Below are 21,621 nucleotides of genomic sequence, written 5' to 3'. Positions count from 1 at the left end.
TATTCCATACTATGGAATTAATCGTAAAGATTTAAAGAATTTTGTTAAAAATTATATCAATTAAAATAAGAAATAATAAAATGATTTTTCAGATTTTTCGAAAATAATTCTATTGTTTCAAAGAATACTTAATGAGAAAAAAAGCAGTTTTACTTTTCATTTTAAAGTTAATAAAAATACCCTTAAATATTATTCTTCTTTCTATGACTGCCAAATATTTTGGGGTGTCTTTGGAAAAGGATGTATGGATTTTGGCATTTACTACAATGTCTACAATAGATGCTGCACTATGGGGACCTATAAATGAAACGTTCAGAACAAAATTTATTTTTCTCAAAGAAAACAATTCTGAAGAAACTGCATTGGTAAAGACACAGTCTTTGCTCACATATTTCATTCTTTTCTCAGTATTACTGGTAGGGGGTATTTTGGTCTTTCCGGATTATTTCACATATTTAATAGCTCCTGACTACGATGTTTCCCAGCGTCTGGTATTGGTTAGAATGATCTATTATGTAGCTCCGGTACTGCTTTTTAACCAATTGATGTCGATAGGAATCAGTATTTTGAATGCGTATGAAATTTTTTTTATCGCCGAGGTTTCAGGATTTTTCAGCACAATTATTAATATTGCACTGATCTATTTTTTCGTGGAAAGAATGGGCATTCTTTCTCTGCCTCTGTCATATTATATTTCTACACTACTGCTTATTGCATTTATCGTCTTTTTTATCATAAAGAAAAAAATTCCCTTATTTAAAGCAAACTGGAATTTTTCATTCGATGGCTTTAAAACTTTTTTCCTTTTTGCCATTCCCTTTTTTTTACCGTATTTTTTCGGACAGATCAATTCATTGGTAGAGAAAATTTTAGCATCAGGAATAAGAGAAGGGGTTATTTCCTCACTTGATTATGCTAACAGGATACCTACCTTGATGTATGGAATTGTGGTAAGTATTATTACAACCATCTTGGTACCTGTATTATCAAAGTATTATATAAAAGGAGATAAAGATCTTTATAATGATGAGTTCAGAAAAATGTTTCAGCTTGGATTGCTTATTATTTCTTTTATCACTGCTTTTATTGCGGGAGCCTCTTTACCTATGGTGAAGATTCTTTATGATAGAGGAAGTATTTCTACGGAAGAACTTATAAGCATTGCAGATCTTTCCATACTGTACGGGATTTCACTTTTAGGAATATTCGGATATGTTATTTTTGGTATGAGTTTATTATCCTCTGAAAATCAAAAGTATTACGCGTTTATAGGAATGGCTACACAGATTGCTGTTATTACTATAAATTTTCTGTTCGTAAAATTAGGTGGAATTTATATATTCCCTATCTCCATATTTTTTTCTCATAGCATATTCGCCTACTTTATGTATTTGAAATATCCGTTTAGAAAAGATCTTAATATTGAGCCAAGATACTTTCTTCTTGTAATCATTATCGTTTCCATTATGTATTTTGGAATGCGCCATTCAGTCAGTTTTACAAGTCCATATCCGGAAGTGATATTTCAGGCAGGTGTTCTGGCGATTTTGCTGTTTATTCTGAGCTATATTTTCAGGCTTGAAGAAAGACAGATAATTTTAAAACTGATAAGTCAAAAAATAAAACAACTTAGAAAATGATGTTTTCAAAGAAGAAAAAGACTTTTGTAACAATTTTTCCGAATTGCGAAAATATCCATCTCATCAAAGATGTGGGCATGATCCCCTATCTGCTTTATAAAAATCATCATTATGACTCCTATATTGCAGGATATTCAGACGGTCCTTTTCCTTATCTGGAATCTGACGTTAGAGGACTGAAAACTTTAAAAATAAAAAAAGTATTCTCTGGAAATGAAACACTAAACATCTTATTTTTCCTATTGTTACATCTGAGAAAAATTGATGTTATCAATTTTTACCACTTTTCTTTACAGAAAGTACTGCTATGCTTTATATTTAAGGTGCTTACTTTCGGAAGAGGTAAAAGTTATATAAAACTGGATGCCAACGATTCCATACTCGATCAGGAGTATACAGGCTTAAAAAGGAAACTCATCGGTCATCTGGTAAAGTATGTGGACATCATTTCTGCTGAGATAGAGAGTATAGTAAACGCATTAAATGAGAAAAATATTTTCGGAAAAGAAGTTTTTCTGATCTCCAATGGTTTTTATTCTCAAAAGATCTCCAATGTTCCTTATGGTAAAAAGAAAAAAAGATGTATTACTGTTTCAAGGCTGGATGATCCCGGAAAATCTAATCTCACGCTTATTGAAGGATTTTTGACATTTTGTAAACAAAATCCGGATAACGACTGGGATTTTGTTTTGGTAGGTGCGTACAGTGAAAAATTCTTATCAGCTATCAGGAATATTACAGATAAATATGCTGGGTTTGCAGATAGGATTATCCTTGCCGGTGCAGTCTATGACCGGATGGAACTGGCAAAGCTTTACGAAGAATCAGCACTATTTTTATTTGCATCGCTGTCAGAATCTTTCGGTTTTGTTTATCTGGAGGCTCTTTCCAATAAATGTTTTATCATTTCAACTCCACTGAATCCATGTAAGGAAATTACAGATAACTGGAAGTATGCTGCTGTTTTCAATTACCAGAATCCGGATGACCTTGCCGTGAAAATTAAAGAGACAATCGCTAAAGATGATTTAGAAAAATTAAGTCGGGAAGGGGCGGAATATGTTTATTCCAAATACTATTGGCCTATAATAATCGATAAGCTGAATAATAAGCTTTTAAAACTATAGATTACTAAAATTACGTAATAAATGACTTGCTCAATTATCATAATAAATTATAATACAAAACAGCTAACGACTGATTGTATACATTCTGTCAAGAAATATACAGAAGATATAAGCCACGAAATTATTCTCGTTGATAATGCTTCAACAGATGGATCAAAAGAGCATTTTGAAAACTTTGAGGGAATTAAATATATTTATTCCGATACCAATTTAGGTTTCGGGAGAGCAAATAATTTAGGGGTTCAGCAAGCAGAAGGAGAGTTTTTATTCTTTTTGAATTCAGATACACTCCTAATTGAAGATTCTATTACCAAGCTTCATTCTTTTTTTGTGAATAATGAAGATCAGTTGAATATAGGGGTATTGGGATGCCCGCTGATTGATAAGAACCATACGATCAACGGATACGGAAACAGTTTTCCAACGTGTTCTAACGAAAAAAATAAAGTATGGAAACAAATTCCTTTCGTTTCATCTTTTATACTTTTGCAGGAAGAAAAAGTTTACGATTTCAGCAAAACGTATTTTGAAATAGATTATGTTATAGGAGCCGATATGTTTATGAGAAAATCTTTGTTTGAAAAGTTAGATGGCTTCTTTCACAAGTTCTTTATGTATTATGAAGAGACAGATCTGCAGAAAAGAATCAGTAACCTTGGATATAAACAGTATATTTATACAAAGACCAATATCATCCACCTGGAAGAGGCGAGCAGTAAGACGATTGTAAACTATTCCAATAAAAAAAGAATAATGACTCATACCAGCAGAGTGCTTTACTTAAAAAGAAATGATCGCAAAAGGTTCTCTACGTTTGTGATAACGGACTATTTATTTTTAATTTTGAATTTTTTTAATTTTAAATATACTTTTAAAGAGAATTGGAAGTATTTTACTGAAATAATAAAAACATATTAAAGGAGACATGAAAATTTTAATATTCGGAGCTACTGGTTTTATTGGAAAAAATTTAGTTAATTTTTTTTCGGTAAATAGTGAAGTTGATACTGCAAAAATTAATGAAGATGAAACTGTTTTGTTAAAAAAAATAGAACAAGCCGATATCATTATAAATGCTGCAGGAGTGTCCAGATCAGATTCTGAGAATGATTTTTTTATGTATAATATTTATTATGCTCAGAAATTATTTTTACTTGTAAATAAGTTTGAAAATAAGATGTTTATTTATTTTTCTTCCATTCATTATTATGTAGAAACCATCTACGGTATCAGCAAAAGATATAATGAATTTTTGCTTACGAAGCTTGGATTTGAGAAAAAAAACTACTTCTTATGCCTTAGAATTCCGAGTATATTCGGACCGGGGATGAAACCGAATTATGTATCTGTAGTGGCAACATTCTGCCATAACGTTATCCATGGAAAAGAAAGTAAAATTATTGATGGAGATAAGGTATTGCAGCTGTTATTTATTGATGATCTGGTAAAAAATATCAGTAATAAAATCGTCAACAGAAAAGAAAATGGCTTTGATCTGGTAAATTATTTTCCTGAGACCGTAGAAATATCAGTAATTAAACTGTTCGAAAGTATCAATAAAATAGAGTCTGATTTTGACAAGATAATTACCACAAACAATTTTTCAAACAATCTATCCCTAACTTACAATTACTTCTTGGATAACAAGATATAAGCACGAAGATTTGTTTATGAAGATACAGGCTTGGAAAACAGATGTAGTCGAAATATCTTCTAACGGAAAATGTAATTTTTAATACAAAAAAATGGTTTATGAGAAAAATATATATAATAGGATCAGCGAGTAAGTTTGGTATGGAAAGGAGCTATAAATATGCTTTGGAAAAACTGGGGTTTGAGGTGGAGATTATCGATTTTGCGAATCTTATAAATTCATACTATCCTTTCATAATTCTTCAGAAATTCAACTCCGATTATACTCCGGCCATTGTAAAAGCTAACCATTTTGTTGCAAAAAAATTTTTTAAAGAACCTCCTTTTGCAATTATGGTATTTACTAATGTGAAGCTTTATCCCGGAACCATTGAATATTTTAAAAGGATCTGCAAAAATGTTATTTTCTATTGGCCAGATTCTATCGTAAATATGTCGAATAACGTTTTCTCCAATTTAAAACATTATACAAAAGTATATGCCCATTCAAAAGAAAATGTAGATATTTTTAAAAGAAACGACATCGAATCCACATGGCTTCCTTTTGCAGGAGATACCATTTCATCCGCAGATTTTGATGCTTACTCGGAAAAGAAAACAGAATACGATTTTTCTTTTGTGGGAGCTTTCAGACCAGAACGTTATGAAGCCATCAACGGGTTATTAAAAGAATTTCCCGAAAGCAGATTCTTTCTGGCAGGAACCGGCTGGAAAAAGCTGTCTTTTCACAATAAAAAAAATCTTACACTTGTAGAACAGATGGTAGATTTAAATACTTTTTTAAATTATACTGCAAACAGTAAAATAGCATTAAATGCAATTGACCATCTGAATTATCCTTCATCTAATTTAAGATTTTTTGAAATTGCTCTTTCAGGAGTTCCCCAGCTTTCAACTTTTATACCGGAATTTGAAAATCAGTTCGCAGATAAAAAAGATGTTTATTATTTCAAAACTTTAAATGAAATGATAGAAAAAGCGCATTGGATCGTAAATAATTATGAGGAAGCCTTAAAAGGAGCAAAAGAATTCAGGAGGACTATTGATACCAGCAATAATTATATTAACAGGGCTAAGTTGCTCGCTGAGGATTTTGTTTAAAATATTCTCAAATATTGAAGTGAATAACGCGTTATATTTTAATATTATTTAGAAGTTGTAAGAAATGGATGTGCATATAAATATTAGAGATGCTGGCAGAGAAGAACCAAAAAAAGATTCGAAGTAACAGACAGGTATGGAAATTTATTTTTTTACTATATTTTTCTTAGCATTCTTCTCTTTAATAGAACTCAATATTAAAGATGTAAAGGGTGCTCACACAATATTAAATACTCTCAAGTTTTTAAGTTTTACAGTATTGGTTGGGCAGATGGGACTTCGTTGGGAAACGGGTACGGATTGGCCTTCATATTATGATCACTATGAAAGTTTCAGGAATGAGAATAAATGGTTCAGCTATTCCAACCAAATGGACTTGGGATATAACCTGTTGACACACTTTTTTTACAAATATTTTTACGGATACTCTCTCTTTTTGTTCTTTAATGCATTTGTTTTTTATGCTATCACATTCAAATCGTTAGAGTTTCTTTCCAAATATTTTTTTATTACGCTGCTCATATTCTACTGCTTATTTATGGGAAATTGGGGAACCAACCGCCAATTATTAGCATTAGCATTTGGTTTATATTCACTGAAATTTTTATTGGAAAAGAGGTATGTTTATTATTTTTTATTAGTAATAATGGGATACTTTTTTCATTCTACTTCTTTACTTTTTTTCCTTTATTTTTTTATAAACCGTGAAATTAAAGATCGTGTATTATTAATTTTACTTGTGGCTTCTATTGCAATATCTTACTCTCCATTGCCTGTATACCTCTTTGGCTTAGTAGGAGGTTTTAATGAAAATGTTAGCACTAAAGCAGGGATGTATCTGAGGCAGGCACAGGAAGAAACAGCTATTCTTTCTACTTTCGGACTTATTAAAAGATTGTCTTTTGTACTTATTTTCTTTATTGCCAGAAAACATCTGCAAAAGAAAATACCCCAATATAACTTAATTTTTAACGGATACTTCCTAGGAATACTTTTCTATTTTATCTTTGGTAAATCTTTGTTGGTAATGGTAAGCCGGGGAAGTATGTACTTTAATGCGATGGAGCCTTTGCTTCTAGGCTTTCTTTTATTATTAGTAGATGATAAGAAAAAAAGAATGATGATGATTTTTCCTTTATTTGTAATTGCTATCATCAATTTTAACCAATCTATAAGTGTATATAAAGATATCTTTAATCCGTATAAAGGGATATTTTATAATGAAGAATATCGAAGAGTAGATTTTTAATAAATTAAATAAGGACAAATGATACTTCTTTTTGTATTCATGGTATTGTTTTTTTTCCTGACAGAAAATAAACTCAGCTTAATGCAGAAAAACCTTGTATTTATTTTCTTATTAGTCTTTTGGTGGTTTTTAGAGAGTTTCAGATGGGAAAGCGGGACAGATTTTTATATTTACTATAGTAACTTTAGTAATATTAAAGAGAGTAAGATCGAGACTAACAGATTTGAGCTTGGTTACAACCTTTTGATTATTTTTTTTAGAGACTATATGCATCTTTCCTTTTATACTTTCAATGCAGTTTATTATGCAATAGTCTTTTTACTATATTATTTCTCTATTAAGAAAGCATCTCTGGATTCTATACTGTTTATATTTATTTTCTTTTGTTTAAGTATCGGGTTAATGGGAAGTACACGGCAATTAATGGCATTATCCATTATGTTTTTTGCAACAGTATATTTTTTAGAGCACAAGAAATTGTGGTTTATTTTGTTTGTGTTTTTAGCATCAATGTTTCACCGTACAATAATCGTCTGTCTTATTTATATCATATTTACCAATAATATTAGATATAAATATTGGCTTTATTTAATTGGATTTGCAGTTTTTGCCCAACTCAGCGGTATGAATTCTTTACTTAGTGAAAAAGTAATATTGCTTTTACCCAAAGCCTTTTCTGAAAGGTACTTTGGGTATCTATCTATTGCTCATCAGAACAGTATTTCAGTAATCGTTTTTATTTCAGGGATTTGTAGAAGGATTTTACCAGTTGTTTTATTTTTCTTATACCGGGATGTATTAAACCGCTCAGTAAAAACCAATCATCTGGAATTTATTCTGAATGTACTATTCTTCTCCCTTTTTGCTTACATCATACTGTCATTCGATTTTACCTTTATAATTTCAAGGATAAGTATTTATTTTATTATCTTTGAAGTGTTTTTTTATTCAATTTTAATAACAATCTTTGTTAAAGAAAAAAAGTATACATATGTTTCGGCTTTGTTCATTCTTTTTTTTATTTTAGCTTATAAAGGTATTATAAACTATCCGGAATTATTTTTGCCTTACAAGACTATATTCTTCACATTTTAATTATGAAAATTCACTTTTTTGAAAGAAATCCCGCAGATGGGCAAGTAAGTATAGAGAAGCTTTTTTCCGTAATAAAAAAGGAATTATCAAGGAAAGGAGTTGCGTACAGTGTGTTTGTAAATCCTTTTAAACTTTCAGAGATGCTAAAGACTCTGATGTATTTTAAAAAAAATCAGGGAGAAATTAATCATATCACAGGAGACATACACTGGTCTTCATTAGCTTTAGATTCTAGAAAAACTCTTTTAACGGTTCATGATCTTTCAGGATATTATCAGCATACCGGATTGAAAAAAAAATTATATTATTTACTTTGGATTTATCTGCCTTTAAAAAAATTAAGATACATTACCGTTATTTCTGAAAAAACCAAAAAGGAAATCTCTTGGCTTCTGCCTTCTGTGGCAAGTAAAATTAAGGTTATTCCTAACTGTATTACGGTAGATATCTTACCCATAAAATTTAAGGATTTCAGTAAAATGAAACTCCTTATTGTAGGGACGAGGGAAAATAAGAATATTGAAAAAGTTTTAGAAGCTTGTAAAGATCTCAACATTGCATTATCCATAGTGGGAAGACTGAACGAAAGACAGAGTAGGTTGTTAGAGGACTACCAGTATGATTTCAGCAATTATATCAATATTTCAGATGAAAAACTTCGAGAATTGTATGATGAAAGCAATGTATTATGCTTCCCGTCTACCTACGAAGGATTTGGTCTGCCAATTCTTGAAGCCCAAGCAAGGAACTGCATGGTTATCACTTCAGATCTTTCACCTATGAAAGATGTTGCAGGAAAAGGAGCCTTATTAGTAAATCCTCATCATACAGAAGAAATAAGAAATGCAGTGTTAAGAATTGCCAATGAAGAGGATCTACGTAGAGAATTAGTCATCAGGGGGCAGGAAAATGTAAAAAATTATACTCCTGATTGGGTGGTGGAACAATATACAGAATTATATAAAAAAATCCTTGCAAATAAATGATTCTTATTGACGCATTATATATTAACAACAGCGGTGGGAAAGTTTTACTGGACTATCTTATTGAAGAATTGGAAAAAACCAGCAAAGAAATTTTTTATCTTTTGGATGAGCGTATCCAGAATGAAAACCATAGTCTGAAACTTAAGAATAAAGTAACTTATCTACAAGCTTCGTTATTCAAAAGAAGAAAATTCTATAGAGAAAATAAAAATAAATTTTCAGCGATACTGTGTTTTGGAAATCTTCCACCTAATATCAGAACTTCAGCCAAAGTATATACCTATTTTCATCAGCTCTTATTTCTTGAGCTTCCGAAAGAAATACCTTTTATCAGCAAAAAAATATACTATATCAAAACCCGTGTTCTGAATGCTTTCAGAAAAAATACGGACTACTGGATTGTCCAGACAGATTTAGTTAAAGAAAAACTGTCAAAAAAATATGACATCCGGGAAAATAACATTCTGGTGATGCCATTTTATCCGCCCTTTGGTATGCAGATCAATCAAAATATCAGAAAAGAGCATCAGTATATTTATGTGAGTAATGTAACCCGGCACAAAAATCATCTGAGATTAATGGATGCATTCACAAAATTTTATGATCAACACAAAAAAGGAAAACTAATTTTAACCATTCCTGACCATGCTGCTGACATATTAAATTTAATTAATATAAAAAAAGATAAAGGATATCCTATAGAAAATATTGGGTTTATAGATCGGAATGCGTTGCGCAAGTTATACAAAGAATCAGAATATCATATATATCCTTCACTTACAGAAAGCTTTGGCTTAGGCTTGGTAGAAGCTATAGAAAATGGATGTAAGGTTATTGGTGCAGATTTACCTTATACTTATGCTGTCTGCAAACCCAGTTTTGTTTTTAATCCTTTGGAAGTAGATTCAATTACTGAAGCATTATCACTATCTTTGCAAAAAAATACAATAAACTCAGAGTCTAAGGTAACGAATAAAATCGACACATTAATTTCGTTACTGCATTAAAAATATAAATTATGGAAATACAGAATAAAGTCCTTCTTATCACAGGTGGAACAGGTTCATTCGGAACCGCTGTTTTAAGAAAATTCATCAATACAGACCATTTCAGAGAAATCCGTATTTTTTCCCGTGACGAGAAAAAGCAGGATGATATGAGAAACCAGTTTAGAAGCGATAAACTGAAATTCTATATCGGGGATGTAAGAGATTACAGAAGTGTAGAACCTGCAATGAGAGGAGTAGACTATGTATTTCATGCCGCAGCTTTAAAGCAGGTTCCTTCCTGCGAATTCTTTCCAATGCAGGCTGTAAAAACCAATGTGGAAGGAACTCAAAACGTAATCGATGCCGCTGCAAAAAATAATGTGAAAAAAGTAATCTGTCTAAGTACAGACAAAGCAGCATATCCTATCAATGCAATGGGAATTTCCAAAGCAATGATGGAAAAAGTAGCAGTTGCCGCATCACGTAATCTGGAAAATACAACGGTTTGCCTTACCAGATATGGAAACGTAATGGCTTCCAGAGGATCGGTAATTCCATTATTTGTAAAACAGATTAAAAATGGTGAATCCATTACCATTACAGATCCGAATATGACAAGATTCTTAATGTCATTGGAGGAAGCAGTAGATTTGGTTCTTTTTGCTTTTGAACACGGAAATTCCGGAGACCTTTTTGTTAATAAAGCTCCTGCAGGAACCATTGGAGACCTTGCTCAGGCTTTAAAAGAAATGTTTAAAGCCGATAATCCGGTAAAAGTAATCGGGACGAGACATGGTGAAAAACTATACGAAACCCTTTGTACGCGTGAGGAAATGCTCAAAGCAGAAGATATGGGCGATTTTTACAGAATTCCTGCCGATAACCGAGATCTTAATTACGCACAGTATTTTTCAGAAGGGGTAGAAGATATTTCCAAAATAGAAGACTACCATTCTCATAATACAAAACAGGAAGATGTTGAAGGAATGAAAAAGCTATTATTAAAACTTCCTTTAATCAGAAAAGAGGTTTTAGGAGAAGATATAATGCAATATCCCGATTAAAATATGAATTCACCGCAAATCATTGCAGGAGAAAAATATTCGGATGAGAGAGGAAATCTCTTTTTCAATAATACTTTTGATGCTTCATTAGTGAAGAGAATCTATATTATTGAAAATAATGAAACATATTTTATACGCGGTTGGATAGGTCATAAAATTGAACAGCGTTGGTTTTCATCTGTTCAGGGAAGCTTTACAGTAAAGTTAATAAAAGTTGACAATTGGAAAAATCCATCAAAATCACTTGAAACTAAAGAATTTGAACTCACCTCGGATAAACTTGATATTTTGCATATGCCTAAAGGATATATAAGCAGTATTCAATCAAAAGAAATAGGATCAAAACTTTTGGTTATGGTAGATCATTATTTTGGAGAATTACAGGACGATTATCGCTTTCCCTCAGAGTATTTTGAAAAAGTATAACAATGAAAAAAGTAGGAATTACCGGACAAAACGGCTTCGTTGGTTCGCATTTATATAACACTTTGGGCTTACAGCCAGAAAAATTTGAAAGAATTTCTTTCGAAAGAGATTTTTTCGACTCTGCTGAAAAACTGGACGACTTTGTGAAGCAATGTGATGTCATTGTACATCTTGCAGCCATGAATCGTCATCCCGATCCGGAAGTAATCTTCAATAATAATGTAGAGCTTGTTAAAAAACTGACAGACTCTTTACAGAGAACAGGATCAAAAGCACACGTTCTTTTCTCTTCATCTTCTCAGGAAGAAAAGGATAATCTGTACGGTAAATCTAAAAAAGAAGGCAGAGAACTATTCGCAGACTGGGCAAAAAATAATGGAGGCAAATTTACGGGAATGATTATTCCGAACGTTTTCGGACCTTTTGGAAAACCGAATTACAATTCTTTCATCGCAACATTCTGTCATAAACTTACCCACGGCGAAAATCCTGTGATTGATAATGACGGAGAAGTAAAACTGATCTATGTCGGAGAACTTGTTCAGGAAATCATCAATCAGATTGAAGTTGCAGAAACCAATGAATTATACGAAGTTCCTCACACATCCGTAAATAAAGTATCTGAAGTTTTAGCTAAACTTGAAAATTACAAAAAACTTTATTTTGATAGTGGAGAAATTCCGGTGTTGGAAACGAAATTCGATCTCAATCTTTTCAATACATTCCGTTGCTATTTTGGTATTAAAGATCATTATCCCGTAAAATTTACACAGCACACCGATCCGAGAGGAGCTTTTGTGGAAGTAATTCGTTTGGGAATCGGCGGACAATGTTCTTTCTCCACTACGGTTCCGGGAATTACCAGAGGAAACCATTTTCATACAAGAAAAATCGAAAGATTTGCGGTAATTAAAGGCAAAGCTCTTATTCAATTAAGAAAAATAGACAGCGATGAGGTTCTGGATTTTTATTTAGACGGAAACGAACCCGCTTATGTAGATATGCCGATTTGGTATACCCACAATATTAAAAACATCGGAGAAGAAGAACTGTACACCATTTTCTGGATCAATGAACCCTTTAATCCGGAAGATTCAGATACCTATTTTGTAGAAGTTTAATAATATTTAATTATAAACTTCACTGGCTTCTCCAATAAACAAACATTAAAATTTATCTTTGCAAAGGCAAAAAAATACAATGAAAAAACTAAAAGTAATGACGGTTGTAGGAACACGACCGGAAATCATTAGACTATCAAGAGTATTATCAGCTTTGGATGCTTCCGAAGCCGTTGAACATATTATCGTCCATACAGGTCAAAACTACGATTACGAGCTGAACCAGATCTTTTTTGAAGATTTGGGACTTCGCAAACCTGATTATTTTCTGGAAGCAGCAGGTAAAACAGCAACAGAAACGGTTGGGAATATTTTAATTAAAATAGATCCTTTGCTGGAAGAATTGCAGCCTGAAGCATTTTTGGTTTTGGGAGATACCAACTCTTGTCTTTGTGCCATTCCTGCCAAGAAAAGACAGATCCCTATTTTCCATATGGAAGCAGGAAACAGATGTTTCGATCAGAGAGTTCCGGAAGAAACCAACAGAAAAATTGTAGATCATACGTCGGATATCAATTTAACGTATTCAGATATCGCAAGAGAATATCTTTTAAGAGAAGGTCTTCCTGCAGACAGAATCATCAAAACGGGTTCTCCTATGTTTGAAGTGCTGAATCATTATCTTCCTCAGATTGAAAGTTCGGATGTTTTAAGCCGTCTGAATTTAGAAGAAGGAAAATATTTTGTGGTATCATCCCACAGAGAGGAAAATATTAATTCTGAGAAAAACTTCAACGGATTAATAGAAAGTTTAAATGCCATTGCAGAAAAATTTGGCTATCCGATCATTGTTTCTACACATCCGAGAACCAGAAACATGATCGATAAAAAGCAGGTTGAGGTAAGATCGGAAATTCAGTTCTTAAAACCGCTCGGATTCCATGATTATAATGCGTTACAGATGAGAAGTTATGCTGTTTTATCAGATTCAGGAACTATTTCAGAGGAGTCTTCTATCTTAAATTTCCGCGCTTTGAATATCAGAGACGCGCACGAAAGACCGGAAGCAATGGAAGAAGCATCCGTAATGATGGTGGGTTTATCTCCGGAGAGAATCTTACAGGGACTAACGCAGCTTCAGCAGCAGAAAGTAGGAACAGAAAGAAATTACAGACCGGTTTCAGATTATTTAATGCCGAATGTTTCAGAAAAAATGGTAAGAATTATTCTGAGTTATACGGATTACGTTAACAGAGTTGTTTGGAGCAAAAAATAATGAATATACTATTTCTTACATTAGCTAAAATAGATACACTAAATAAAAGTGGTATTTATCATGATCTGATGCGCGAATTTTCGGTTCACGGTCATCTTCTTTATATTGTTTCTCCTTCTGAAAGGCGTGAAAATTTGAAGACTATTGTAAAAAATGAAGGCAATACAAAATTTCTGAATGTAAGAACTCTTAATATTCAAAAAACTAACTTTGTTGAAAAAGGAATTTCAACTTTATTGATTGAAAGACTCTTTTTTAAAGCGATTAATAAATATTTTTCAGACGTAAAGTTTGATTTGATTATTTATTCAACACCACCCATTACTTTTACAAAAATTATAAAATTCATTAAAAATAGAGACGGAGCAAAAACATACCTTTTGCTGAAAGATATTTTTCCCCAAAATGCCGTAGATATGAAGCTTATTTCTAATAAAGGAATACTATACAGATATTTCAGGAAAAAGGAAAAAGATCTATACAGCATTTCGGATAAAATAGGATGTATGTCTAAAGCCAATATCAATTTTCTCCTGAAACACAATACTTTTATTCCGGAATCAAAAGTGGAAATCAATGCTAATTCCATCGAATTGAGGGGTTTTAAAGAATTATCGGCTAAAGAAAATAACGGAATAAAAAAGAAATACAACATCCCTGTCGGAAGGAAGGTTTTTATTTATGGCGGAAACTTGGGAAAACCACAGGGAATCGATTTCCTTATACAAACTCTGGACGCAAAAAAAGAAGATAACCGGATATTTTTCATTATTGTGGGCTCTGGTACAGAATATATGAAAATAAAAAACTGGATGGAAACAGTAAAGCCTGAAAATGTCCTATTACTCTCCGTTTTGCCTAAGCATGATTATGATATTCTCATTAAGGCATGTGATGTCGGAATGATATTTTTGCATAAAGATTTCACAATTCCCAATTATCCTTCAAGACTGCTTTCTTATCTTGAAAACAAAATGCCGGTGCTCGCAGCAACAGATAAAAATACAGATATAGGTACAGATATTGTTAATAACAGCTGCGGTGCTTCGGTCTATTCAGACAATATCGAGGAAATGGTTCTGAAAATAGATGAATTTGTATCAATGGATGAAGAAATATTCGAAGAAATGAGAGAAAACAGCCGGAAATTTCTGAAAAAGGATTTTCTGGTGAGTGATTCTTATCGTAAAATTATAAATTTGGTGAAGTAAAAAAATAGAAATGAAAGGATCTTATTTCTTTTGTAACATACAAATTGTTGATTTGCATATACATGTATAAATTATTTTTTAAAAGATTTTTAGATATTCTGGTAGCTTTAAGCATCATTATATTTCTGCTGCCGTTATTTTTGATTATTTATGTTTTAGTTAAAATAGATAGTTCAGGAAATTTTTTCTTTTTTCAGGAAAGGCTTGGCTATAAGGGAAAGATATTCAGAATTTATAAGATAAGAACCATGTACGACAGGAAGAGAGTTCCGGACAGAGAGATCTTTAAAAATGATGTGGATGTTACAAAAGTGGGATTTTATCTCAGGCGTTTCAAGATAGACGAACTGCCCCAGATCATCAATGTTCTGAAAGGAGATATGTCTATCGTTGGCCCCCGTCCTTGTCTTCCGTCACAGTTGAAAGATTTTAACGAAGACGGTAAGAAACGTATTGAAGTTGTTCCAGGGTTAACTGGATTGTCACAGGTAAACGGAAACATTCATTTATCCTGGGAGGAACGATGGAAATACGACAGAGAATATGGGGAAAATCAAAGTTTTATTCTGGATTTAAAAATCATAGGCAAAACATTTTTGATACTTCTTTATGGAGAAGATAAATATTTAAAAAAACCCAATGTATAAAATACTGGTTATAGGAGCCGTAAATTCTACCGTACACATCATAAAAAGTCTTATGAAGCACGATATGGAAGTAGTCGGCATTTTAGGACATGAGCCCAAGAATAAAGATAAGGTTTCGGGATGGGCAGATTTGCAGGATCTGTCGGCACAGTTTAATCTTCATTATAAGGGCTTTACCAAAATAAATGATGAGGAAAACCTAAGCTGGGCATCTGAAAAAAAGCCGGATGTTATTTTTGCTGTCGGATTTTCTCAATTGTTAAGTGATATCTGGTTTTCGGTCGGTAAATTAGGCTGTATAGGTTTTCATCCCACACAGTTACCTCTGGGGAGAGGCAGGGCACCTTTGTCATGGATTACGCTTGAACAGTCCTACGGATCTGCAACTTTTTTTCTCATGGGAAGCGGTGCAGATGATGGTCCTGTATTTATCCAGTCTATTTTTAAAGTGGAAGAAGATGATTCTGCACAAACGGTTGAGCGTAAAATTCTAGATCATATAGATATTGCTTTAGACCAATGGCTTCCGGATCTGAAAAAAGGATTGTGGAATCCGGTTCCTCAGACGGAGCATCTCGCTTCCTATTACGGGGTGAGAAAAGAAGAAGACGGGCATATTAACTGGAATGATCATGCGGTTTATATTAATCGTCTTATTAAAGCGTCTGATAAACCCCATCCTGGAGCATATACCTACTGGAACGATAAGAAATTGAGAATATGGACCTGTAGGATAGAAAGGGAGCTTAATTTTAAAGGAGTGATTGGAAGGGTTTTGTTGAAGAATAACAATAATCATCTGCTTATACAGACTGGTGATGGTCTTTTGTGGATTGAAGAATATGAATTTACCAATGATTCTCCGAAGGAGATATGTGTTGGTTCTAAATTAGGCTATATTATTGAAGACGAAATATTCAGAATGAAAATAAAACTAAAAGAGATTACAAATGAATAGAGTTATTGTAATAGCCCCCCATCCTGATGATGAGATCATTGGTTGTGGTGCTACGATCGCAAAGCATATAGAGTCGGGTGATGAGGTAACAATCGTAGTGGTAACTAATGCAGCAGTAGGTGCACCTGAATTTTATGCTCAGTCATCGATTGATAAAGTAAGAGAAGAAGCCGTTTCTGCACATCATTTTTTAGGGGTGAAAGAAACTATTTTTCTTGAATTTCCAGCTCCCGCTTTAAATGCCTTCCCCGAATTTAAAATATCTTTAGAAATTTCAATGATAATTCAGAAGATAAGACCCACCCATCTGTATCTTCCTCACCCAGGTGATATGCATCAGGACCATAAAGCGGTCTATAGAGCATCACTGGTTTCTGCAAGACCTCAGGGAGAAGATCATAAAGTTTTAAACATTTATTGTTATGAAACTCTTTCCGAAACCGAATGGACTCCTATGCAGGAAAAAGCATTTGTCCCAAATCATTTTGTAGATGTTACTGATGTATTTGATAAAAAGACTGAAGCAATGAAATTTTTTAAATCGCAAATTAAGCAGTTTCCGCATTCACGTTCATTGGAAACTTTCCGAGCTCTTGCGATGTATAGAGGAGCTACAATCGGAGTGGAAAGGGCTGAAGCGTTCATTGTTGAGCGTCAAATTATTTTGTAACAATTCAATAAAAAATATATGAAAAAGATAGCAATAATAGGTGCAGGAGGTTTTGGTAGAGAAGTAAAAATGCTTATTGATCAAATTAATGAAAAAAGCCCTGAATATGAAATCATAGGTTTTTATGATGATAAAGAACATCAGGAATTCATTAATGGCATTCCGTATTTGGGAAAAATAGAAAATATAAATTCTTTTACTCAACACTTATCCTTAGCAATCGCAATAGGAGATCCATTAACAAAGAAAAAAATACTGAATACAATTAAAAATCAAAATATTGAATTTCCTAATTTAATCCATCCTTCTGTAATAATAGGGAAGGATAATGTAGTGTTGGGAAAAGGAAATATCATCTGTGCAGGGTCTATTATTACAGTCGACATAATTATTGAAGATTTTGTGATTCTGAATCTGGCTTGTACCGTCGGGCACGATACGCAAATTAAAAATTTTTCCTCTTTTATGCCGACAGTAAATATTTCTGGAGAAGTTGTTATCAATGAAAATGTTTATGTTGGAACTGGAGCTAAAATCATTAATCTTTTGGAAATTGGTGAAAACTCGATTATAGGAGCAGGAGCCGTTGTAGCAAAAAATATCCCTGCAAACTGTACGGCAGTTGGAATTCCTGCAAAACCAATAAAATTTCATGAATAAATTATGAATAGTAAAATCTGGCTTTCTTCTCCGCATATGGGAGGTAATGAGCAAAAATATATTAGTGAGGCTTTTGCCGAAAACTGGGTAGCTCCTTTAGGACCGAATGTAAATGGTTTTGAAGAAGATCTTGAAAATTTTTTGGGAGAAGATGTTAAAGTTGCAGCATTATCATCCGGAACGGCTGCGCTACATCTGGCTCTCATCCAATGTGGTGTTCAACCTGGCGATGAAGTTATCTGTCAATCAATGACGTTTTCTGCTTCAGCAAATCCGATTGCGTATTGCGGAGCAACTCCTGTATTCGTAGACAGTGAACCTGAAACCTGGAATATGTGTCCCGCAGGTCTTAGGCAAACTATTAGCGAAAGAATTCAGAAAGGAAAAAAACCAAAGGCCATCATCATTGTACATCTATACGGAATGCCCGCAAAAATGGATGGTATTATTTCCATTGCCAATGAATTTGAAATTGATGTTATCGAAGATGCTGCGGAAGCTTTAGGCTCTGTGTATAAAGGTCAGGCTTGTGGTACGTTTGGACGTTTCGGTATTTTAAGCTTTAATGGAAATAAAATTATTACTACTTCCGGAGGAGGAGCTTTGGTCTGCAACAGTCAGGAAGATAAAGATAAAGCTGTATTTCTTTCTACACAGGCAAGAGATAATGCTCCTCATTATCAGCATTCATACATAGGTTATAACTATAGGATGAGTAATATTGTTGCGGGAATAGGAAGAGGACAGATGGAAGTTTTGAAACAGAGAGTGGCGGCACGACGTTCTATGCACGAATTCTATAAAGAAATTTTTAAAAATATTGACGGGATAAAGGTTTTTTCAGAACCATCTTCAGATTTTTATTCTAATCACTGGCTCTCTGCAATTACAGTGAATAAACAGATAACAGGGAAGAGCAGAGAGGATCTTAGAATGGCATTTCTGGAAGATAATATAGAATCCAGACCACTCTGGAAGCCAATGCATCTTCAGCCTGTATTTGAAAGCTGCCCATTTTATGGTGGTAGTACTTCTGAAAAGTTATTTAATGACGGACTTTGTCTCCCTTCAGGATCCAATCTTACCACAGAAGAGAGAGAAAGAATTGCCGGGGTAATTCATAGTTTTTTCGGAGAATAATATTAAATAATGAATAGGAGGTATAGGTATTTAAAGAAGTATATCGATTTTATTTTATCGATTTTTTTAATCGTTCTTTTTTTACCTTTATTAATTATATTATTTATTATAGCGAGTGTAGATACACAGTCTAATGGGATTTTTTTTCAGAAAAGAGTTGGACAGTACGGTAAAATATTTACAATTTATAAATTCAAGACAATTCATGATCGTAAAAAAGTATCTTCCAATACAGGATTGTTACTTAGGAAATATAAACTTGACGAGTTTCCGCAACTTTTCAATATTCTAAAGGGAGAGATGAGTTTTGTTGGACCGCGTCCTGATATAGAAGGATATTATGATAATTTAAAAGGAGATTTGAGAAGAATTCTGGAACTGAAACCAGGACTAACATCCGAAGCTAGTATTAAGTATGGTAATGAAGAACAGATACTTAGACAGTATGAAAATCCTTTAAAGTACAATGATGAAGTATTGTTTCCGGATAAGGTAAAAATGAATCTTCAATATTTGGATAATATGTCTTTAATGACTGATGTACGGATTTTATTTCAGACTTTTTTTAAAATTTTTACCAGATAAGATTAGTATTATAATTTACATTGCATATAATTTAAAGAATGAAAATAAAAGAAACCCCTTTAAAGGACTGTTACATTATAGAGCCTACAATTTTCGAAGACGACAGAGGCTATTTTTTCGAAAAATTCAATGAAAAGAAATTCGAGGAACTTACCGGAATGAACGGTCATTTTGTTCAGGATAACATTTCTAAATCTTCTTACGGCGTTTTGAGAGGTCTTCATTTACAGAAAGGAGAACACGCACAGGCAAAACTGGTTTCTTGTCTTGAGGGAAAAGTTTGGGATGTAGCCGTAGATCTTAGAGAAGATTCACCTACATTTGGAAAATGGTTTGGGATTGAGCTTACAGCGGAAAATAAAACACAGCTTTATATTCCAAGAGGTTTTGGACATGGATTTTCTGTTTTAAGCGAAACTGCCGTTTTCTCATATAAATGCGATAATTTTTACAATAAAGAATCAGAAGGATGTGTAAAATACAACGATCCGGATCTGAATATCGACTGGAAAATTTCCGACAGTGAAGCCGTACTTTCTGAAAAGGATGAAAATGCAGCAAGCTTTAAAGAAAAGAATTTTTAAATATACTAAAAGCCACTTATTGAAGTGGTTTTTATTTTTTTAATACAGACTCTTCAATATTTTGTATCTTTGCAAACTCAAAATCAAAAAGATGCGTACAAAATCTGTAGGGAAGAAAAAAATAAATGTAGTAACGTTGGGTTGTTCCAAAAATGTATATGATTCTGAAGTTTTAATGAGCCAGCTTAAAGCCAATGGCAAAGAAGTGGTTCATGAAAACAAAGGAGACATTGTTGTAATTAATACCTGCGGATTTATAGACAATGCAAAAGAAGAATCCATCAACACGATTCTCGACTATGTTGAGGCAAAAAACAGGGGAGAAGTTGAGAAAGTTTTTGTAACAGGATGTCTTTCGGAAAGATATAAGCCGGATCTGGTAAGAGAAATTCCGGATGTAGATCAATATTTCGGGACTAGAGATCTTCCTGTTTTATTAAAACATTTAGGAGCAGATTATAAACACGAATTGGTTGGGGAAAGACTTACCACCACTCCAAAACATTACGCATACTTAAAAATTTCCGAAGGCTGCGACAGACCTTGTTCATTCTGTGCAATTCCTCTCATGAGAGGAGGTCACGTTTCTACACCTATCGAAAAATTGGTTACGGAAGCCCAGAAATTGGCAAAAAAAGGAACCAAAGAACTGATTTTGATTGCGCAGGATCTTACTTATTATGGTTTAGATATTTATAAAAAACGAGCACTTGGAGATCTTTTAAAAGAATTGGTAAAAGTGGAGGGAATTGAATGGATTCGTCTTCATTATGCTTTTCCAAGCGGATTTCCGGAAGATGTTCTGGATATCATCAGAGAAGAACCGAAAGTTTGCAACTATATAGATATTCCTCTTCAGCACATCAATTCAGATTTACTAAAATCGATGAAGAGAGGGACTACTCACGAAAAAACGGATGCTCTTCTTGGAAAATTCAGAGAAAAAGTTCCGGATATGGCGATTAGAACAACGCTGATCGTTGGTTATCCCGGAGAAACTCAGGAAATTTTCAATGAGCTGAAAGACTGGGTAAGAGAACAGAGATTTGACAGATTGGGTTGTTTTACTTATTCTCACGAAGAAAATACAGGAGCATATGTTCTGGAAGATGATGTTCCGCAGGAAGTGAAAGAAGCGAGAGTGGAAGAAATTATGGAAATCCAGTCTCAGATTTCATGGGAGAAAAATCAGGAGAAAATTGGCAATGTATATAAATGTATTTTCGACAGAAAAGAGGGAAATTATTTCATCGGAAGAACCGAATATGATTCTCCCGATGTAGACAACACAGTATTGGTTTCTGCTGAAGATACATACATTTCCATCGGTGATTTTGCAGAAGTAAAAATTACCTCTGCTGAGGAATTTGATCTGTATGGCGAATTAATTTAAAATTATTCCCAATTGTTTGATTTTTTAGTAAAAAAAATCGTATATTGTTTTCATTAATACAATGTTATTCAATGATTAATAAAAATTAACATTAATAAAACATTGC

22 protein-coding genes are annotated in these 21,621 nt (G+C 33.2%); all 22 read left to right on the top strand.

The genetic code is table 11. The features are described 5' to 3' along the window. Nucleotides 1-131 precede the first annotated feature (131 nt). The 22 genes from murJ to rimO all read left to right on the top strand — a co-directional run bounded on the left by murJ (nucleotide 132) and on the right by rimO (nucleotide 21,515). Nucleotides 132-1,640, top strand: a complete 1,509-nt coding sequence (murJ, locus tag QWT87_RS15230) for a murein biosynthesis integral membrane protein MurJ (RefSeq protein ID WP_302716970.1) — start codon at nucleotides 132-134, stop codon at nucleotides 1,638-1,640. After that, entirely contained in the window at nucleotides 1,637-2,767 is a 1,131-nt protein-coding gene (locus QWT87_RS15225; RefSeq protein ID WP_302716968.1) for a glycosyltransferase, read from the top strand. The genes murJ and QWT87_RS15225 overlap by 4 nt, the downstream gene beginning before the upstream one ends. 21 nt (nucleotides 2,768-2,788) lie before the next feature. Next, nucleotides 2,789-3,685, top strand: a complete 897-nt coding sequence (locus QWT87_RS15220; RefSeq protein WP_302716966.1) for a glycosyltransferase family 2 protein — start codon at nucleotides 2,789-2,791, stop codon at nucleotides 3,683-3,685. Between the two features lie 7 nt (nucleotides 3,686-3,692). Then, nucleotides 3,693-4,421 carry an NAD-dependent epimerase/dehydratase family protein gene (locus QWT87_RS15215; protein ID WP_185204958.1) on the top strand — a complete coding sequence of 243 codons (729 nt, stop codon included), beginning with the start codon at nucleotides 3,693-3,695 and terminating at the stop codon, nucleotides 4,419-4,421. Nucleotides 4,422-4,519: 98 nt separating this feature from the next. Further along, the gene (locus tag QWT87_RS15210) at nucleotides 4,520-5,521 is read left to right on the top strand and encodes a glycosyltransferase family protein (protein WP_185204959.1); all 1,002 of its coding nucleotides are present in this window, start codon (nucleotides 4,520-4,522) and stop codon (nucleotides 5,519-5,521) included. A 136-nt stretch (nucleotides 5,522-5,657) separates the two neighbouring features. Then, entirely contained in the window at nucleotides 5,658-6,770 is a 1,113-nt protein-coding gene (locus tag QWT87_RS15205; RefSeq protein WP_302716963.1) for an EpsG family protein, read from the top strand. Nucleotides 6,771-6,851: 81 nt separating this feature from the next. Further along, nucleotides 6,852-7,865: an EpsG family protein gene (locus QWT87_RS15200; RefSeq protein WP_185204961.1), complete on the top strand. Its 1,014-nt coding sequence runs from the start codon at nucleotides 6,852-6,854 to the stop codon at nucleotides 7,863-7,865. A gap of 140 nt (nucleotides 7,866-8,005) precedes the next feature. Then, the gene (locus QWT87_RS15195) at nucleotides 8,006-8,851 is read left to right on the top strand and encodes a glycosyltransferase family 4 protein (protein ID WP_302716961.1); all 846 of its coding nucleotides are present in this window, start codon (nucleotides 8,006-8,008) and stop codon (nucleotides 8,849-8,851) included. 68 nt (nucleotides 8,852-8,919) lie between these two features. Continuing rightward, nucleotides 8,920-9,858 carry a glycosyltransferase gene (locus QWT87_RS15190; protein ID WP_302716960.1) on the top strand — a complete coding sequence of 313 codons (939 nt, stop codon included), beginning with the start codon at nucleotides 8,920-8,922 and terminating at the stop codon, nucleotides 9,856-9,858. Nucleotides 9,859-9,869: 11 nt separating this feature from the next. Next, nucleotides 9,870-10,904, top strand: a complete 1,035-nt coding sequence (locus tag QWT87_RS15185) for a polysaccharide biosynthesis protein (RefSeq protein WP_302716959.1) — start codon at nucleotides 9,870-9,872, stop codon at nucleotides 10,902-10,904. Nucleotides 10,905-10,907: 3 nt separating this feature from the next. Beyond that, nucleotides 10,908-11,330: a WxcM-like domain-containing protein gene (locus QWT87_RS15180; RefSeq protein WP_302716958.1), complete on the top strand. Its 423-nt coding sequence runs from the start codon at nucleotides 10,908-10,910 to the stop codon at nucleotides 11,328-11,330. Nucleotides 11,331-11,332: 2 nt separating this feature from the next. Then, nucleotides 11,333-12,451 (top strand): polysaccharide biosynthesis C-terminal domain-containing protein, encoded by a 1,119-nt coding sequence (locus tag QWT87_RS15175; protein ID WP_302716956.1) that lies wholly within the window; start codon nucleotides 11,333-11,335, stop codon nucleotides 12,449-12,451. 79 nt (nucleotides 12,452-12,530) lie between these two features. Continuing rightward, nucleotides 12,531-13,667: a non-hydrolyzing UDP-N-acetylglucosamine 2-epimerase gene (wecB, locus tag QWT87_RS15170; protein WP_302716954.1), complete on the top strand. Its 1,137-nt coding sequence runs from the start codon at nucleotides 12,531-12,533 to the stop codon at nucleotides 13,665-13,667. After that, nucleotides 13,667-14,878 (top strand): glycosyltransferase family 4 protein, encoded by a 1,212-nt coding sequence (locus QWT87_RS15165; protein WP_302716952.1) that lies wholly within the window; start codon nucleotides 13,667-13,669, stop codon nucleotides 14,876-14,878. Before wecB ends, QWT87_RS15165 begins: the two co-directional genes overlap by 1 nt. Before the next feature lie 62 nt (nucleotides 14,879-14,940). Next, a complete protein-coding gene (locus QWT87_RS15160) occupies nucleotides 14,941-15,525 on the top strand; it encodes a sugar transferase (protein ID WP_185204969.1) in 585 nt (194 codons plus the stop codon). After that, nucleotides 15,518-16,483 (top strand): formyltransferase family protein, encoded by a 966-nt coding sequence (locus tag QWT87_RS15155; protein ID WP_185204970.1) that lies wholly within the window; start codon nucleotides 15,518-15,520, stop codon nucleotides 16,481-16,483. Before QWT87_RS15160 ends, QWT87_RS15155 begins: the two co-directional genes overlap by 8 nt. Next, nucleotides 16,476-17,153, top strand: a complete 678-nt coding sequence (locus tag QWT87_RS15150; protein WP_256038312.1) for a PIG-L deacetylase family protein — start codon at nucleotides 16,476-16,478, stop codon at nucleotides 17,151-17,153. The genes QWT87_RS15155 and QWT87_RS15150 overlap by 8 nt, the downstream gene beginning before the upstream one ends. Before the next feature lie 18 nt (nucleotides 17,154-17,171). Further along, complete coding sequence (locus QWT87_RS15145) at nucleotides 17,172-17,813, top strand: acetyltransferase (RefSeq protein WP_302716948.1); 642 nt, start codon at nucleotides 17,172-17,174, stop codon at nucleotides 17,811-17,813. A 3-nt stretch (nucleotides 17,814-17,816) separates the two neighbouring features. Then, on the top strand, nucleotides 17,817-18,953 hold the full coding sequence (locus QWT87_RS15140) for a DegT/DnrJ/EryC1/StrS family aminotransferase (RefSeq protein ID WP_185204973.1): 1,137 nt from the start codon (nucleotides 17,817-17,819) through the stop codon (nucleotides 18,951-18,953). A 9-nt stretch (nucleotides 18,954-18,962) separates the two neighbouring features. Then, nucleotides 18,963-19,538, top strand: coding sequence for a sugar transferase (locus tag QWT87_RS15135; protein ID WP_302716946.1), 576 nt, complete (start codon nucleotides 18,963-18,965; stop codon nucleotides 19,536-19,538). A 38-nt stretch (nucleotides 19,539-19,576) separates the two neighbouring features. Further along, on the top strand, nucleotides 19,577-20,122 hold the full coding sequence (gene rfbC / locus QWT87_RS15130; RefSeq protein ID WP_087709307.1) for a dTDP-4-dehydrorhamnose 3,5-epimerase: 546 nt from the start codon (nucleotides 19,577-19,579) through the stop codon (nucleotides 20,120-20,122). Between the two features lie 91 nt (nucleotides 20,123-20,213). Next, entirely contained in the window at nucleotides 20,214-21,515 is a 1,302-nt protein-coding gene (gene rimO / locus QWT87_RS15125; protein WP_302716942.1) for a 30S ribosomal protein S12 methylthiotransferase RimO, read from the top strand. Nucleotides 21,516-21,621: the final 106 nt, after the last annotated feature.

The organism is Chryseobacterium urinae (assembly GCF_030518295.1).
GTDB lineage: Bacteria > Bacteroidota > Bacteroidia > Flavobacteriales > Weeksellaceae > Chryseobacterium > Chryseobacterium mucoviscidosis.
This window is presented reverse-complemented; position numbering and strand designations above follow the sequence as displayed.